This window comes from Rhizobium grahamii, assembly GCF_009498215.1.
GTDB lineage: Bacteria > Pseudomonadota > Alphaproteobacteria > Rhizobiales > Rhizobiaceae > Rhizobium > Rhizobium grahamii_A.
In genome coordinates, this window is sequence record NZ_CP043499.1 from 423,107 (window position 1) to 439,465 (window position 16,359).

The 16,359-nt window shown below is 61.0% G+C and carries 13 protein-coding genes; 8 read left to right on the forward strand and 5 right to left on the reverse strand.

Annotated elements, in window-relative coordinates; all coding sequences use genetic code 11:
- Positions 1–12 precede the first annotated feature (12 nt).
- From hutU to hutI, 4 genes are read right to left on the reverse strand one after another with little or no spacing between them, the layout of a single operon-like run.
- On the reverse strand, positions 13–1,701 hold the full coding sequence (gene hutU, locus FZ934_RS20865) for a urocanate hydratase (RefSeq protein ID WP_153272824.1): 1,689 nt from the start codon (positions 1,699–1,701) through the stop codon (positions 13–15).
- A 25-nt stretch (positions 1,702–1,726) separates the two neighbouring features.
- Positions 1,727–2,527 carry an N-formylglutamate deformylase gene (hutG, locus tag FZ934_RS20870; protein ID WP_153272825.1) on the reverse strand — a complete coding sequence of 267 codons (801 nt, stop codon included), beginning with the start codon at positions 2,525–2,527 and terminating at the stop codon, positions 1,727–1,729.
- A 1-nt stretch (position 2,528) separates the two neighbouring features.
- Positions 2,529–4,064 (reverse strand): histidine ammonia-lyase, encoded by a 1,536-nt coding sequence (gene hutH, locus FZ934_RS20875; RefSeq protein ID WP_153272826.1) that lies wholly within the window; start codon positions 4,062–4,064, stop codon positions 2,529–2,531.
- On the reverse strand, positions 4,061–5,323 hold the full coding sequence (hutI, locus tag FZ934_RS20880; protein ID WP_153272827.1) for an imidazolonepropionase: 1,263 nt from the start codon (positions 5,321–5,323) through the stop codon (positions 4,061–4,063). The genes hutH and hutI overlap by 4 nt, the downstream gene beginning before the upstream one ends.
- Before the next feature lie 121 nt (positions 5,324–5,444).
- Here hutI and FZ934_RS20885 point away from each other — a divergent pair, with 121 nt between their 5' ends.
- The 4 genes from FZ934_RS20885 (at position 5,445) to FZ934_RS20900 (ending at position 9,306) form a co-directional block, all read left to right on the forward strand.
- The gene (locus tag FZ934_RS20885; RefSeq protein ID WP_153272828.1) at positions 5,445–6,806 is read left to right on the forward strand and encodes a formimidoylglutamate deiminase; all 1,362 of its coding nucleotides are present in this window, start codon (positions 5,445–5,447) and stop codon (positions 6,804–6,806) included.
- Positions 6,807–6,863: 57 nt separating this feature from the next.
- Positions 6,864–7,586 carry a histidine utilization repressor gene (gene hutC / locus FZ934_RS20890; protein ID WP_153272829.1) on the forward strand — a complete coding sequence of 241 codons (723 nt, stop codon included), beginning with the start codon at positions 6,864–6,866 and terminating at the stop codon, positions 7,584–7,586.
- A gap of 97 nt (positions 7,587–7,683) precedes the next feature.
- Entirely contained in the window at positions 7,684–8,427 is a 744-nt protein-coding gene (locus FZ934_RS20895) for a histidine phosphatase family protein (protein WP_153273969.1), read from the forward strand.
- 165 nt (positions 8,428–8,592) lie between these two features.
- Positions 8,593–9,306, forward strand: a complete 714-nt coding sequence (locus FZ934_RS20900; protein ID WP_153273970.1) for a DUF899 family protein — start codon at positions 8,593–8,595, stop codon at positions 9,304–9,306.
- A gap of 21 nt (positions 9,307–9,327) precedes the next feature.
- Here the strand turns inward: FZ934_RS20900 and FZ934_RS20905 are convergent, their stop codons facing one another.
- Positions 9,328–10,218: an AraC family transcriptional regulator gene (locus FZ934_RS20905; protein WP_153272830.1), complete on the reverse strand. Its 891-nt coding sequence runs from the start codon at positions 10,216–10,218 to the stop codon at positions 9,328–9,330.
- A gap of 203 nt (positions 10,219–10,421) precedes the next feature.
- Here FZ934_RS20905 and FZ934_RS20910 point away from each other — a divergent pair, with 203 nt between their 5' ends.
- The 4 genes from FZ934_RS20910 to FZ934_RS20925 all read left to right on the forward strand — a co-directional run bounded on the left by FZ934_RS20910 (position 10,422) and on the right by FZ934_RS20925 (position 16,353).
- The gene (locus tag FZ934_RS20910; RefSeq protein WP_153272831.1) at positions 10,422–11,888 is read left to right on the forward strand and encodes an alpha-glucosidase/alpha-galactosidase; all 1,467 of its coding nucleotides are present in this window, start codon (positions 10,422–10,424) and stop codon (positions 11,886–11,888) included.
- A 122-nt stretch (positions 11,889–12,010) separates the two neighbouring features.
- On the forward strand, positions 12,011–14,098 hold the full coding sequence (locus FZ934_RS20915; protein ID WP_113364619.1) for an ABC transporter substrate-binding protein: 2,088 nt from the start codon (positions 12,011–12,013) through the stop codon (positions 14,096–14,098).
- A gap of 112 nt (positions 14,099–14,210) precedes the next feature.
- Positions 14,211–15,218, forward strand: coding sequence for an ABC transporter permease (locus FZ934_RS20920; RefSeq protein WP_153272832.1), 1,008 nt, complete (start codon positions 14,211–14,213; stop codon positions 15,216–15,218).
- 1 nt (position 15,219) lies between these two features.
- Positions 15,220–16,353, forward strand: coding sequence for an ABC transporter permease (locus FZ934_RS20925; RefSeq protein WP_153272833.1), 1,134 nt, complete (start codon positions 15,220–15,222; stop codon positions 16,351–16,353).
- Positions 16,354–16,359: the final 6 nt, after the last annotated feature.

A 16,359-nucleotide genomic window follows, 5' to 3' on the forward strand; every position in this document is an offset into this window, starting at 1 on the left:
CGGTGCAATATCTCAGTTGCCGAGAATTCCAGGCAGGCGCAGGCCCTTTTCCTTGGCGCAATCGATCGCGATGTCATAGCCGGCGTCGGCGTGGCGCATGACGCCGGTGGCCGGGTCGTTCCATAGCACCCGCTCGAGACGCTTGGCGGCATCATCGGAGCCGTCGGCGCAGATGACGACGCCGGAGTGCTGGCTGAAGCCCATGCCGACGCCGCCGCCGTGATGCAGCGAAACCCAGGTCGCACCCGATGCGGTATTGAGCAGCGCGTTGAGCAGCGGCCAGTCGGAAACGGCATCCGAACCGTCCTTCATGGCTTCGGTCTCGCGGTTGGGTGAGGCGACCGAGCCGGAGTCGAGATGATCACGGCCGATGACGACAGGTGCCGACAGCTCGCCGTTCTTCACCATTTCGTTGAAGGCGAGCGCCAGGCGGTGACGATCGCCGAGACCAACCCAGCAAATGCGCGCCGGCAGACCCTGGAAAGCGATACGCTCGCGGGCCATGTCGAGCCAGTTGTGCAGGTGCTTGTTGTCCGGCAGCAGCTCCTTCACCTTGGCGTCGGTCTTGTAGATATCCTCCGGATCACCTGATAGTGCCGCCCAGCGGAACGGACCGATGCCGCGGCAGAAGAGCGGCCGGATATAGGCCGGCACGAAGCCCGGGAATGCGAAGGCATTCTCGAAGCCTTCCTCCTTGGCCACCTGGCGGATGTTGTTGCCGTAGTCGAGCGTCGGTACGCCGGCATCCCAGAAGGCGACCATGGCTTCGACATGCTGTTTCATCGAGGCACGAGCGGCGGCCTCGACGGCCTTGGGGTCGCTTTCGCGCTTTGCCCTGTGTTCGGCGACGGTCCAGCCAACAGGCAGATAGCCGTTGAGCGGATCGTGGGCCGACGTCTGGTCGGTGACGATATCGGGACGCGGGCCGCCAGCCTTCATGCGGCGAACGAGCTCGGGGAAGATCTCGGCGGCGTTGCCGAGCAGACCGACGGACTTGGCTTCGCCTGCCTTGGTCCACTTGTCGATCAGGGCAAGCGCCTCGTCGAGCGTCTTCGCCTTCTCGTCGACATAGCGCGTGCGAAGGCGGAAATCGATGCGGGTCTCGTCGCTTTCAACGGCGAGGCAGCAGGCGCCGGCCATGACGGCTGCGAGCGGCTGCGCGCCACCCATGCCACCGAGGCCGCCGGTGAGGATCCACTTGCCCTTGAGGTTGCCGCCATAATGCTGGCGGCCGGCCTCGACGAAGGTCTCGTAGGTGCCCTGAACGATGCCCTGCGTGCCGATATAGATCCACGAGCCGGCCGTCATCTGGCCGTACATGGCGAGGCCCTTCTTATCCAGCTCGTTGAAATGGTCCCAGGTTGCCCAATGGGGAACCAGGTTGGAGTTGGCGATCAGGACGCGCGGCGCGTCCTTGTGGGTGCGGAACACGCCGACGGGCTTGCCGGATTGCACCAGCAGCGTTTCTTCTTCGGTCAGTGTCTTGAGCGTCGCGACGATCTGGTCGAAATCGGCCCAGGTGCGGGCGGCGCGGCCAATGCCGCCATAGACCACCAGCTCGTGCGGGTTTTCGGCCACGTCAGGGTCGAGGTTGTTCATCAGCATGCGCAACGGCGCTTCGGTCATCCAGCTCTTGGCGCTGAGCTCGTTGCCGCGCGGCGCGCGGATTTCGCGGATATTGTGGCGTGGATTCGAGGTCATGCGGGTTCCCCCTGTCGAGTGATCGTTATCGTTTCAGGCCCGGCGCGATCTGTTCGATACGCACCAGAATGTCTTTGAGATGGACGCGCAGGCGCTCTGCCTTGGCGGTGTCATATGCAAATGGCGGCGCCTCGGTCTCAAGATGGGTCGACTGCGCGAGCTCCATCTGGATGGCGTGCACGCCGGTCTCCGGCTGCCCGTAATGCCGCGTCGTCCATCCGCCCTTGAAGCGGCCGTTGAGGACACTGTCGTAACCTTCGGCCGCCTTGACGGCGGTCAGCGTTGCCTGCTCGATGGCGCTGTCGCAGGTCTTGCCCATATCCGTGCCGATGTTGAAGTCCGGCAGCTTTCCTTCGAAGAGGAACGGGATGTGGGAGCGGATCGAGTGGCAGTCATAAAGGATCGCCACGCCATGGATTGCCCGGACGCGTTCGATCTCGGCCGCAAGAGCCGCGTGATAGGGGGCATGGAAGTCCCGCAGCCGCTTTGCGATGTCGGCCTCATCAGGGACCTGTCCATCCTTCCAGATGGCCTTGCCGTCGAAATCCGTCTCGGGAACAAGGCCGGTTGTGTTCTGGCCGGGATAGAGGCTGACACCAGCCGGATCGCGGTTCGCGTCGATGACATAGCGATGGAACGTCGCCCGGACCGTCGTCGCGTCCGACAGGAGGCCGTCATAGAGATGGTGAATATGCCAATCGGTATCGGCAAGAAGCTTGCCGTTATCGTTCAGGCGTTCCCATATGTTTGCTGGTGCCTCGGTGCCGGTATGGGGAAATCCGAGGATGACAGGCGATGAGCCTTGTTTGACTTCGAACACAGCCATCTTAGCTCTCCAGGACCGGCAGGATGCCGGAAGAGACAGATCCGTTGAGCGCGCCTGTCGCGATCAGATCGCCCGCCGCCTTCAGATCGTTCGCCATGTAGCGATCGAGTTCCAGTGTTGGCACGACGCCGCGGATGGTCGAGATCGCCTTCTGCAGCTCGGGGCTTGTCGTCAAGGGAGCGCGGAACTCGACCCCTTGGGCCGCTGTCAGCGCTTCGATGCCGATGATGTTGAAAAGATTTTCGGTCATCGGCAGCAGACGGCGCGCACCGTGGCACGCCATCGACACGTGGTCTTCCTGGTTGGCGGAGGTCGGCGTGGAATCGACCGAGGCCGGGTGCGACATCTGCTTGTTTTCAGACATCAGGGCGGCCGACGTTACTTCAGCGATCATCAGGCCTGAGTTCAGCCCCGGCTTTTTCGCCAGGAAGGCCGGCAGTCCATAGGAGAGGGCAGGGTCGACGAGCAGCGCGATGCGTCGTTGCGCGATCGCACCGATCTCGCAGACCGCAAGTGCGATCTGGTCCGCGGCAAAGGCCACCGGCTCGGCATGGAAGTTGCCGCCTGAAACCACCGAGTTGTCCGAGAGCACCAGCGGGTTGTCGGTGACCGCGTTCGCCTCTATTTCAAGCGTCCGCGCCACGGAGCGCAGCAGATCCAGGCAGGCGCCGTCGACCTGCGGCTGGCAGCGAATGCAATAGGGATCCTGTACCCGCTCGTCACCTTCGATGTGGCTTTCGCGAATGACCGACTTTTCAAGCAGTGCCCGAAGTGCGGAGGCCGTGTCGATCTGGCCCCGGTGGCCGCGGAGCGTGTGAATATCCGGGTGGAACGGAGCCGAGGAGCCCATTGCCGCGTCCGTGGACATCGCGCCGGTGATAAGTGCTGCCTGCGCAGCACGGTGCGCCCGGAAAAGACCGGCAAGTGCGAGTGCTGTCGAAGTCTGCGTTCCGTTGATCAGCGCGAGGCCTTCCTTGGCGGCAAGCACGACAGGCTTCAGACCGGCCTTTTCAAGCGCGGCGCTGCCGGAAAGACGTTCGCCGGCGTAGAAGGCTTCGGCTTCGCCCATCATGACGGCTGCCATGTGAGCGAGCGGTGCGAGGTCGCCGGAGGCGCCGACGGAGCCCTTTTCCGGAATGAGGGGGATGACACCCTTTTCCAGCATGTCCTCAATCAGTCGAACGAGTTCGAGCCGCACGCCGGACGCGCCGCGGCCAAGCGAGACAAGCTTCAGGGCCATGATCAGGCGAACGACGTTTTCAGGAAGCGGAGCACCGACACCGCAGCAATGAGAAAGGATGAGGTTGCGCTGGAGCGTCGCAACATCGGCGCTGTCGATCTTGATCGAGGCGAGTTTTCCGAAACCGGTATTGATGCCATAGACGGGCGCATTGCCGGCGGCGATCTCGGCGATCCGCGCGGCTGCCTTTGCGATGCCGGCATCGAAGGATGCATCGAGCATTGCCGGCTCGCCGGTCCAATAGATCGTTTCCAGATCCTTGAGCGAAACGGAGCCTGGATGAAGGGTAATGGTCAACGGTCGATCCTTTCGCCCTTGAAGACATGTGCATTAAGCGGGTTGAAGCCGATGCGGTAGACGAGTTCGGCGAGGCTCTCGACGTCCCAGATGGCGAAGTCGGCCGACTTGCCGGTCTCAAGCGTTCCGGTCTCGTCCAGGAGACCCAGGGCGCGGGCACCTTCGCGGGTCGCGCCGGCGATGCATTCCTCGACCGTCAGCTTGAAGAGCGTCGCGGACATGTTCATCGTCAACAGCAGCGAGGTCAGCGGCGAGGTGCCGGGATTGCAATCGGTTGCGATGGCGATATGGGCGCCGGCGTCGCGCAACGCCTGAACAGGTGGCAGTTGCTTTTCATTGATCGCATAGAAGGCACCCGGCAGCAGAACGGCAACCGTGCCTGACGCAGCCATCGCGGCAGCACCCTCTGCGTCGAGGTACTCGAGATGATCGGCGGAGAGGGCGCCGTAGGATGCCGCGAGTTTCGCGCCGCCCAGGTTCGACAATTGCTCCGCATGCAGCTTGACCGGCACGCCGAGCGCCTTGGCCTTGTCGAAGACCCGCGTGATCTCGGCTGTCGAGAACGCGATCCCCTCGCAAAAGCCGTCGACAGCATCGACCAGACCTTCGGTGCGAGCGCGCTCGAGGGCCGGGATGACGATATCCGTGATGTAGTCTCCGTTGCGGCCCTTGTACTCGACGGGTGTGGCATGTGCGCCGAGATAGGAAGTGACGACGCGAACCGGGCGCACACGTTCAAGCTGGCGGGCAGCCCGCAACATCTTCAGTTCGCCATCGATGTTCAGGCCGTAGCCCGACTTGACTTCGATCGTCGTCAGACCTTCCGAGATCAGCGTATCCAGTCGGGGGAGTGCTGCTTCGACAAGTCCTTCTACCGTGAGCGCTTTCGTGGCCTTGACGGAAGAGACGATACCGCCACCGGCCCGGGCAACCTCTTCATAGGTCGCGCCTTCCAGCCGCATTTCGAACTCGCGGGCACGATTGCCGCCGTAAACGATGTGGGTGTGGCAGTCGACGAGGCCGGGGGTGACCCAGCGGCCTTCGAGGTCGGTGATCTCGGCGCGTTCTATCGCCGACACCGGCAATTCCGCTTCCGGGCCGACGAAGCTTATCCGGCCGCCCTGCGTAACGATGGCGCCTTTTTCGACGATGCCGAGGCCCTGCTTTTGCGGGTCTAGTGTTGCCAGTCGCGCATTCCGCCACAGATGCTGGCGGAGGTCTCCGGACGCCTCGGTGCTTGAAAATTTGTTCCCATTCATCAGCTTTGCGCCTTCCTTTATGTGGAAACATGTATATACATAATAAACGGGTGACAAGTGAAATTTTGCGCAGCTCCATCGAAAAGAAAGATGTGCGACGCTAAAGAGGAGAAAAAGCGTTATGGCTCAAACGGTAACGACCAGGCTTCATTCAAGCGCAGCACTTCTTCCGTCGGGGTGGCAGAAGAACGTCCGGCTGGCGATCGCGGACGGTCTTGTTGCAAGCGTTGAAACGGGCGTTGCGGCGGAGCCCGGGGATGAGCGTCACGACACTCTCGTACCCGCGATGAGCAATCTCCACAGCCATGCCTTCCAGCGCGCGATGGCCGGGCTTGCGGAAGTGAGGGGGCCGGCGAACGACAGCTTCTGGAGCTGGCGCACGGTGATGTACAAGTTCGCGCTCTCGATGACACCCGAACATGTCGAGGCAGTGGCGGCCCAGCTGTATATGGAAATGCTGGAAGCCGGCTTTTCTCGCGTCGGCGAGTTCCACTACCTGCATCACGACAAGGACGGTACACCCTATGCGAACATTGCTGAGCTCGCTGAACGTATTGGCGCGGCCGCAAATGCCAGCGGAATTGGATTGACCCTGCTTCCAGTGTTTTATGCCCACTCCGGCTTCGGCGGCGCGGCGCCGATCGACGGTCAGCGACGCTTCATCAACTCGCTCGACAGCTTTGCCGCATTGATGGATGGCTGTCGCAAGATCACATCGGCACTGTCAGGAGCGGAGTTGGGCTTGGCACCTCATAGCCTCCGGGCCGCAACGCCTGAGGAGCTCGTCAAGGTCGTACCGCTCGCGGGCGAGGGGCCGGTCCATATTCACATCGCCGAGCAGGTGAAAGAAGTCGAGGATTGCATTGCCTGGTCGGGGGCGCGCCCGGTTGAGTGGCTGCTTGCCAACGCCCCGGTCAACAACCGTTGGTGCCTGATACACGCGACACACATGACCGATGATGAGACGCGCGGCATGGCGCGAAGCGGAGCGATCGCCGGTCTCTGCCCGATCACAGAAGCCAATCTCGGCGATGGCACCTTCCAGGCGCCGCTCTTCATCGACGAAGGTGGTCGGCTCGGTGTTGGTTCGGATTCCAACGTGCTGATCTCGCTTTCGGATGAATTGCGGCAACTCGAGTACTCCGAACGTCTGGCGCTGAGGGCTCGCAATGTGGTCGCGGTGCCGGGGGGCTCCACGGCTCGCAGCCTCTTCGATCACGCAATCACTGGTGGGGGTGCTGCGCTGAAGGCACCGGGCGGTATCGCGGTCGGCAACCATGCGGATCTTATTTCACTGGACAAATCAGCCGTGCCTTATCTGTCCGAGGATCAGTTGCTCGATCACTGGGTTTTCGCAGGAGGGGTGGCTGTCGACAGCGTTTGGGCGCTCGGTCGCAAGCAGGTCGCCGGCGGGCGTCACGTCAAGCGCGAGGCGATCAACCGACGTTTCCTGAAAGCGATGAGCGAGCTTCTCGCTGCATAGGGCTTTCCAGGCGACAACATACACATTAGAGCGGGAGGCATTAAACGGAGCGTGACGATGAACCAAAGCAAGGACGCAACCTTGCACCAGCGGATCGTGAGCGATATCGAAGGCCGCATCGTTTCGGGCGAGTGGCCGCCGGGCCACCGCATCCCGTTTGAGCTCGATCTTACAAAGGAATACGACTGTTCGCGCATGACCGTGAACAAGGCGCTGACCCAGCTTGCCAAGGCAGGTCTTATCGAGCGCCGGAAGAAGTCGGGCAGTTTCGTCACGCAACCGCAGGCTCAATCGGCTGTGCTCGAGATTCACGATATCCGGGCAGAAGTTCAATCCTTGAACCTCTCCTATGCCTTCACCGTTTCGAAGCGTGAGCAACGCAAGGCAAAGGCCGAGGACATCAGGCGCCTCGATGTCGCGCCGGGATCCTCTGTTGTTGATGTCGTCTGCGTTCATCTGGCGGGTGGGCGACCGTTCTGCCTGGAGCAGAGACTGATCAGCCTCGCAACGGTCCCGGAAGCGGCGACCGCCGATTTCTCGGAAACCGCACCCGGTGCATGGCTCATCAATCAGATTCCCTGGAGCAGTGCCGAACATCGCATTCATGCGGTCTCAGCTGGACCGGATGAGGCGGCAGCCCTCGATATCGCCCGTCACACCGCATGTTTGGTCGTTGAGCGCCGGACCTGGAGCAACGTCGGGCCGGTCACGCATGTGCGCTTCACCTATCCCGGTGATCGGCATGCCTTGGTGGCTCGCTTCGCCCCCGCCTCGCAGTAAGCGCGAAACTGTTGCTACTCGTGATGTCTCCGCGTTGCAGTCGGAGACATCACGTTCCATGATGTCGGTATTCTACATGGGGAAATGCGGACAGCTGATGCGGTTTATTCTTCTTCGACATGGCGAGTCGCTTGGCAATCTGGACGAACGAGCCTACCGGCAGTTCGGTGATCATGCCGTTCCGCTGTCTCAATGGGGCTATCGTCAGGCTCTGACCGCCGGACGAGCGATTGCCGCCTACCTTCACGATCATCCGCCCGTTGAAGCGAGCAAGCTCACCATTTGGTACTCGCCGTATCTGAGGACACGGCAGAGCAAGGATGCCGTTCTGGAAACGCTGCCGTTCGATATCGTCGGTGACGTCCGTGAGGACTATCTGTTGCGCGAGCAGGATTTCGGCCTGTTCACCGAGATTTACGATCACGCCGAGCGCAAACAGAAGTTTCCCGACGAATTCGAGAAATGGGCGCGCCTGCGCAACAATAGCGGAAAGTTCTACGCGCGTCCGCCGGATGGAGAGAGCCGCGCGGATGTCGCCCAGCGCGTGCGGCTGTTCCTGCAGAATATCGTGCATGAGAGGGACGATGGCGTCGATGTGATCGTCGTTGGTCACGGCGTGACCAACAGGGCGATCGAGATGAATCTTCTCCGCCACCCGGTCGATTGGTTCGAGCGCTCTGACAATCCGGGCAATTCCGACGTTACTTTGGTGGAAGGGTCTTACAAGGCGGGCTTCACCTCGATGCTTTTGCACAAGGCGGTGGATCGCAGCGTCGAGGATAGCGAGCTGCGAGATGCCTATGGAACCAGCCTGACCGTGACGGCGAAGACTGTCGAGTAATGCAGATTTCCCTGCGCCACCGGCAATCACTGCCGGCTGTATCGCGTCGGCCTTCGGTCAGAGCGAAATTTCTTTTCTTGCTGATGTCGAATTTCCCGCTCCCCAAACGTTTCTTGTCGTGAGGTGGAAAGATCCGCCCGTCAAAAGCCTGAGGAGGTTGATATGATGGATGCGAATAAACTTGTTTCCGCAAGAGAGCTGGCCCGACGAAACGGCCTTAGTTTTCCAAATGAAAGCCCTGAATATCGTCGCGCGCGCGACGAGCTGCTCGCCGAGGAAATCGAGCTGCGCCGCCATATCGAGCGCGTCGCGGAACAGCGCCGCGCCTTGCCGTCAGGCGGGCAAGTGACGAAGGACTATCGCTTTCAAGGCCCGGACGGTGAGGTCAGCCTGAAAGACCTCTTCGCAGACAAGCCAACGCTTGTGATCTACAGCTACATGTACGGCCCGCGGAGTGAGCGTCCATGCCCGATGTGCACGTCGATGCTGTCGGCGTTTGACGGAGAGGTGCCTGATATCACGCAGCAGGTTGCCTTTGCGGTTGTCGCGCGCTCGCCGATCGAGCGGTTGCTCGCTTTCAAGAAGGAACGAGGCTGGCATCATCTGCCACTCTATTCAGATACGACGGAAGAGTTCAGTCGCGATTATCACGCCATCGGTCCAGATGGCGGGGATGAACCCGCCTACAACGTCTTCACGATCAAGGATGGTGTGATCCGTCATTTCTGGAACCCGGAAATGGGGGCGGCAACGGCGGATCCCGGCCAGGATCCGCGAGGCGCACCGGACTTCATGCCGCTCTGGAACGTCCTCGACACGACCCCTGAAGGCCGTCCGCCCACCTGGTACCCCAAGCTCAGCTACGAAAGCGCGCGGTAGCTCATGCACTCGTCGCGGGCGTCAGCGTCCTTTGCCGACGCTCGCATACATGCCTGTCGTACGAAACTCGGTTGGATTCGTACCGTAGACGCGGCGGAATACCTTCGAGAAGTAATTGGCATCCTCGAAGCCCGAACGGATCGCAACCTCCTTGACGGGCATGTTCGCGGTTTTGGTCAACAGCTTCACGGCACGCTTCAGGCGTTTCTGCAGAACGAACTCGGCCGGCGGCAGGCCCTCGTTTGCCGCGAACATTCGCGAGAAATGTGCTCGGCTGAGGCCCGCGACCCGCGCCAGGTCCTCAACCGGCAGCGGGCGTTCAAGATTTGCCATGATGTAGTCGATGACATGCTGCATCGTTCGGTATTCTTCGCTGAAGACCGGATGCGAACCGAACACGTCGTCGTACAGTGCCATGGCCGCCTCATAGGCGATGGCCGAGGCCAGCCCCGGCGTTTCGCCGCCATTGATCAGCCGGAGGCTGCAATCCGCCAGATGCTCGATCGTTTGCGGCTGCAGTTTGAGAATCGGGCCGGTCACCGCAAGGATCGAGCGATGGATGCGCAGCGCCTCTTCGCCGTTCATCGAAATCCAGAAAAACTCCCAGCGATCGCCATCTTCGAGCCAGTAACGGTGATTGTGAGGAACGAGGACAAGCAGAGTCTCACCCTCCTTCACGCGCATTTCGCGATTCTCGTATCGCAGGTTCCCCGAACCGCGGATCGTATGCTGAAGCACGGTAAAGGGTGTCTGGCCGCGTTTGCGGCCATCCCAGTCATAGGTCGCGTCCTCGCGGATTTCGTAACCGGTGCTCGTTGGCATTGTGTGCAGGCTCTGGCGGCCGCGCGGCAGCGATACGGTCCGCATGATGGGTCCGTTGTCAATCAGTTGTTGCAGCACAGAATTACCCATGAAAGCATAATCCTTCTCTGGCGGCTCCGCCGAATATGCGCATAATCCGCCCTCAAGAGAGAGAACACCGCCAGCACCGAGGAGCGGCGGGGAGGAGAATAAGCCGGATTTCTGGCCTTTTTTGGCATCGAGCGCAAGCCCGGGTCCTATTCTTCTTCTCATCGTTCAACGCCGGCACATTTGATCGCATTGAGGCAAGGACCATGGGTTTCAAAATCGCTATCATCGGCGCTGGCAGCGTCGGCTTCACCAAAAAACTGTTCACCGACATCCTTTGTGTGCCGGAATTCCAGGATGTTGAGTTCGCGCTGACGGATATGAGCGAGCACAATCTGCAGATGATCAAGCAGATCCTCGACACGATCGTCGCGTCCAACAAGTTGCCGACAAAGGTGACGGCGACGACGAACCGTCGCGAGGCGCTGACCGGCGCGCGCTATATCATCAGCTGCGTGCGCGTCGGCGGTCTCGAAGCCTATGCCGACGATATCCGTATCCCGCTCAAGTACGGCATCGACCAGTGCGTCGGTGACACGATCTGCGCGGGCGGCATTCTCTATGGTCAGCGCAACATTCCCGTCATCCTCGACTTCTGCAAAGACATCCGCGAAGTCGCCGAGCCGGGCGCAAAGTTCCTGAACTACGCAAACCCGATGGCGATGAACACCTGGGCTGCGATCGAATACGGCAAGGTCGATACCGTCGGCCTCTGCCACGGCGTGCAGCATGGCGCCGAACAGATCGCCGAGGTACTCGGCGCGAAGTCGCCGTCCGAACTCGACTACATCTGCTCGGGCATCAACCACCAGACCTGGTTCGTCGATCTCAAGCTCAACGGTCGCAAGATCGGCAAGGACGAACTGGTTGCCGCCTTCGAAGCGCATCCCGTCTTCTCGCAGCAGGAAAAGCTGCGCATCGACGTCCTGAAGCGCTTCGGTGTCTATTCGACGGAGAGCAACGGCCACCTGTCGGAATACCTTCCCTGGTATCGCAAGCGGCCGGACGAGATCACCAAGTGGATCGACATGTCCGACTGGATCCATGGCGAAACCGGCGGTTACCTGCGCCACTCCACCGAAACCCGCAACTGGTTCGAAACCGAATTCCCACAGTTCCTGGAGTCGGCGTCGAAGCCGCTCGATCGGTCCAAGCGTTCGAACGAGCATGCGAGCCATATTCTGGAGGCGTTGGAAACAGGGCGTGTCTATCGCGGCCACTTCAACGTCAAGAACAATGGCGTCATCACCAACCTGCCGGCTGATGCGATCATCGAATCGCCCGGCTTCGTTGACCGCTTCGGCATCAACATGGTCTCCGGCGTCACGATCCCGGAAGCCTGCGCTGCAACCTGCATGGCGTCCATCAACGTCCAGCGCATGTCGGTCCATGCCGCCGTCAGCGGCGATATCGACCTCCTGAAGCTTGCCGTGCTGCACGACCCGCTGGTCGGTGCCGTCGCAACACCGGAAGAGGTCTGGCAGATGGTCGACGAGATGGTTGTCGCCCAGGCTCGCTGGCTGCCGCAATATGCTGATGCTGTTCCGGCTGCGAAGGAGCGCCTGACGAAATCGACGGTCAAGACCCGTGAATGGACAGGCGCTGCGCGCCGCAACGTTCGGTCGATCGAAGAACTTCGTGCCGAGAAGGCGGCGCTCAAGCAGGCCGTCTGAGTTTCCCGGAGGACGGGTGGCGATGGGGCTCCGGGAGGGACCCCATCGCCGCAAGCCCGTTTCCGGATCGTTTGAGGAGAACCGGGGTCGCCGCAAGCGCCTCGAAACAAGAGGGAGAGACGATGAGAAATTACCGCAACCTTGGCATTCTTGCCGGACTGGCGCTGAGCGTCTCGGTCTCGGCTTTGAGCGCCTATGCTTCCGAGCCGACGGTACCGCCCGTTGCGCCGCCGTTCCCGGCGGAAGGCAAGATCAAATACGTTTCGAGAGACTCGATCGAAGAGTTCAAGGCGCTGCCTTCGTATAACGAACCGGACTGGGTGAAGAAGAACTTCGTCGACACCGGCAAGCTGCCTCCCGTCAAGGATCGCCTGCCCAAGGAACCGCTCGTCTTCAAGACCGACAACATGGTCGACGGCGTCGGCGTCTACGGGGACACCCTGCGCCATGTTATCGGCGGCCGGCCGGAAGGCTGGAACTATGGCGCCGGCCAGACGCAGGGCTGGGGCGGCATCGATATCGGTCTCTCCGAATGCCTGACGCGTACGGCACCGCTCTTCCAGGTCGAAGCCAAGGATACCGAACCGCTTCCGAACCTCGCCAAGAGCTGGGAATGGTCTGCTGATGGCCACAAGCTGACCATGCACCTCGTCGAAGGCGCAAAGTGGTCGGATGGCGTCGCCTTCAACGCTGACGACATCATGTTCTACTGGGAAGATGAAGTCATCGACCCGAACGTCTCGCCGCTCGGTGGTGGCGCATCGCCGGAAGCCTTCGGCGAGGGCACGACGCTGAAGAAGATCGACGACTACACCGTCGAATGGACGTTCAAGGACGCTTTCCCGAAGCAGTACCTCTACACGATGTCCTATCCGAGCTTCTGCCCGGGTCCGTCGCACATCCTGAAGCCACAGCATCCGAAGTATTCGAAGAACACCTACGACCAGTTCAAGAATGCTTTCCCGCCGGAATTCATGAACATGCCGGTCATGGGCGCCTGGGTGCCGGTCGAATATCGTCCTGACGACATCATCGTCATGCGCCGCAACCCCTACTACTGGAAGGTCGATGAGAAGGGCAACCAGCTGCCTTACCTCAACGAACTGCACTACAAGCTCTCCACCTGGGCTGACCGAGACGTGCAGGCCGTTGCCGGTTCCGGCGACATTTCCAACCTGGAGCAGCCTGAAAACTTCGTGGCGTCACTGAAGCGCGCTGCCGAGAAGACCGCACCGGCACGCCTTGCCTTCGGCCCGCGCCTGATCGGTTACAACCTGCGTATGAACCTCTCGGCCAACGGCTGGGGCGATCCTGATGCACGTGGCCAGGCTGTTCGCGAACTGAACCGCAATGAGGACTTCCGCAAGGCGGTCACCATGGGTCTGGACCGCAAGGCGATCGGCGACTCGCTGGTCAAGGGTCCGTTCACCGCGATCTATCCGGGTGGCCTGTCGTCGGGCACGAGCTTCTACGACCGCAACTCGGTGGTCTATTACCCGTTCGACCTGAAGGGCGCCAAGGCATTGCTCGCCAAGGCCGGCCTCAAGGATACCGATGGCGACGGCTTCGTGAACTTCCCCGCCGGCACCGAAGGCGGCAAGAACGTCGAAATCGTGCTTCTGGTCAACAACGCCTACGCCACCGACAAGAGCCTTGCAGAAGGCGTCATCGGGCAGATGGAAAAGCTCGGCATCAAGGTCATCCTCAATGCATTGGATGGTCCGAAGCGTGATGACGCCCACTATGCGGGTCGTTTCGACTGGCTGATCCAGCGCAGCTCACCGGAGCTTGCTTCCGTCGTGCAGAACACCGAACAGCTTGCGCCTGTCGGTCCCCGCACGAGCTGGCAGCACCGCGCCGGCAAGGACGGCAAGCTTGACCTGATGCCCTATGAAGAAAAGCTGGTCGACATCGTAACCAAGTTCCAGACCAGCCAGGACAACAACGAGCGCGTCGACCTGATGAAGCAGTATCAGAAGGTCGCGACCGAGAATGTCGATACGGTCGGCCTCACGGAGTATCCGGGTGCGCTGATCATCAACAAGCGCTTCTCGAACGTGCCGGCTGGAACTCCGATCTTCATGTTCAACTGGGCTGAAGACTCCGTCATCCGCGAACGTCTGTGGGTGGCTGCTGACAAGCAGGGCAAGTACGAGCTGTTCCCTGAGCAGCTGCCCGGCAAGCCTGGCGACAAGGGTCCGATCAACTAAGCGTTCTCCTCCCAACGAAAGATACCGGTCGCGTGTGATGCGCGGCCGGCCAAGATCAACTAGCCAGCCGCATAGAGACAGCGACTGGCCGCAATGAGAAGCGAACCGTCAGATGTTCCGATTCCTGCTCGTGCGCATAGCCTCCGCGATTCCGGTGCTGATCATCCTCAGCATCGTGACCTTCGCGATCATCCAGGCGCCGCCCGGCGACTATGCCGATTACATCCGTTCGCAGCTGATCAATCAGAGTGGAGCCTCCTTCGCGGCCGCCGATGCGCAGGCCCAGGCCTATCGCGTCGCCCACGGGCTCGACCAACCGATGGTCATCCAGTATTTCAACTGGATCAAAGGGATCGTGACGCAGGGCGATTTCGGCTACAGCATGTTCTACAATAAGCCGGTGGCCGACGTGGTCGCTGAGCGCCTGCCGCGCACCCTTGCACTGGCGTTGGTCTGCCACATCCTGGCATCCGTGCTCGGCATCACCTTCGGCGTCTGGGCCGCGACCCGCCAGTATTCCTGGATCGACAGCCTGCTTTCCGGCATTTCTTTCCTCGGCATGACGGTGCCGCGCTTCCTGATGGCGCTGATCATCGTCTATCTCATGGTATTCCAGTTCAACGTCGCGGAAATCGGTAGCTTCTTCTCGCCGCAATACGGCGGCGCGCCGTGGTCCTGGGCGAAATTTGTCGATCTCGTCCACCATGTCTGGCCGGTCGTCGCCATCGCCACCTTCGGCGGGCTCGCCTACAACATGCGTGTCATGCGCGGCAATCTGCTTGATACGCTGAACGCCCAGTACGTCGAGACGGCGAGGGCGAAGGGCCTTTCCGGCGGTGCGGTCGTCATGCGCCATGCGGTGCCAAACGCACTGCATCCACTCGTCATGTATCAGGGCGTCGTGCTCCCCTACATGCTGACCGGCGAGATCGAGACCGCGATCATCTTCTCCCTCCCAACCGTTGGGCCCGCAATCGTCGGCTCCATGGCGATCGGCGACGTCTACGTGACGGCCACCTTCATGATGGTGCTGTCCGCCACGCTCATCGTCGGCAACATCATCGCCGACATGCTGCTTGCGATGCTGGACCCTCGCGTCCGTACGTACGGAGGAGCCTGATATGCTCGCATTCGATTCCGCTCCCCCGCCGCCGCACGAGGAAACCGTCAAGTCGGTGCCGCATGGCAATGAAAGCTACATGGCGCTGGTCTGGCGCCGCCTGAGACGCTCGTGGACCGGGACTATCGGCCTCGTGCTGGTTGCCATGCTCCTGATAATGGCGATCTTCGCGGAGTTTTTCGCGCCGATGGATCCGAAGGCGACGGATGTCGGCTTTGCCCCACCGCAGATGATGAGCTTCCACGATAAGGACGGCAATTTCGTCTTTCAGCCACGCGTCTATGGCTTGACCGAGTCGGAAGAACTCGACCCGGTGACCTTCCAGCCGATCGTCGGCCCGGACTATGATAATCCGAACCTCCTCGGCTTCTTCGTGAGCGGGGCTGAATACAAGCTCCTCGGTCTCATTCCGACAGACCGGCACTTCTTCGGTTCGACTACGGGGCAGCCGGTGCATTTCCTCGGCACTGACAAGTTCGGCCGGGACGTGCTGTCGCGCGCCATCGTCGGCTCGCGGATTTCGCTGACGATTGCGCTTACCGTCGTCTTCATCGTCACCGTGATCGGAACTACGGTCGGCATGGTGTCGGGATATTTTGGCGGCGCCTTCGACACCTGGGTACAGCGCTTCGTCGAAGTGGTGCTCGCCTTCCCGCAACTGCCGCTTTATCTGGCGCTAACGTCGCTTATCCCGGTGACGGCACCGACCAATGTCTTCCTCGGCTTCGTCATCATCGTCATGTCGGCACTCGGCTGGGCTCAGATGTCGCGCGAAGTCCGCGGCAAGACACTGGCACTCGCGCGCATCGATTATGTCCGGGCTGCCATGGCTGTCGGCGCCACCGACCGACGGATCATCTTCCAGCACATCTTCCCGAACGTGATGAGCCACGTGATCGTCGCCGTCACGCTGCATATCCCGAGCGTGGTGCTGTTGGAATCCTTCCTCGGCTTCCTCGGCTTTGCCGTGAAGCCACCGCTGATTTCCTGGGGTCTGATGCTTCAGGATACCGCAAACTACTCCGTTATCGGCACCTATCCCTGGATTCTGGCGCCCGTCGGCTTCGTGCTGATCACCGTCTTCGCGTTCAACGCGCTGGGTGACGGTCTGCGCGATGCAGTCGATCCTTATTGAGGTGAC

Coding starts and splice junctions, on each gene's coding strand:
- FZ934_RS20900 (WP_153273970.1), top strand. CDS start 8,593: ATGGATGCGAATAAACTTGTTTCCGCAAGAGAGCTGGCCCGACGAAAC.
- hutU (WP_153272824.1), bottom strand. CDS start 1,701: ATGACCTCGAATCCACGCCACAATATCCGCGAAATCCGCGCGCCGCGC.
- FZ934_RS20885 (WP_153272828.1), top strand. CDS start 5,445: ATGGCTCAAACGGTAACGACCAGGCTTCATTCAAGCGCAGCACTTCTT.
- FZ934_RS20910 (WP_153272831.1), top strand. CDS start 10,422: ATGGGTTTCAAAATCGCTATCATCGGCGCTGGCAGCGTCGGCTTCACC.
- FZ934_RS20915 (WP_113364619.1), top strand. CDS start 12,011: ATGAGAAATTACCGCAACCTTGGCATTCTTGCCGGACTGGCGCTGAGC.
- FZ934_RS20895 (WP_153273969.1), top strand. CDS start 7,684: ATGCGGTTTATTCTTCTTCGACATGGCGAGTCGCTTGGCAATCTGGAC.
- hutI (WP_153272827.1), bottom strand. CDS start 5,323: ATGAATGGGAACAAATTTTCAAGCACCGAGGCGTCCGGAGACCTCCGC.
- FZ934_RS20905 (WP_153272830.1), bottom strand. CDS start 10,218: ATGGGTAATTCTGTGCTGCAACAACTGATTGACAACGGACCCATCATG.
- FZ934_RS20920 (WP_153272832.1), top strand. CDS start 14,211: ATGTTCCGATTCCTGCTCGTGCGCATAGCCTCCGCGATTCCGGTGCTG.
- FZ934_RS20925 (WP_153272833.1), top strand. CDS start 15,220: ATGCTCGCATTCGATTCCGCTCCCCCGCCGCCGCACGAGGAAACCGTC.
- hutG (WP_153272825.1), bottom strand. CDS start 2,527: ATGGCTGTGTTCGAAGTCAAACAAGGCTCATCGCCTGTCATCCTCGGA.
- hutC (WP_153272829.1), top strand. CDS start 6,864: ATGAACCAAAGCAAGGACGCAACCTTGCACCAGCGGATCGTGAGCGAT.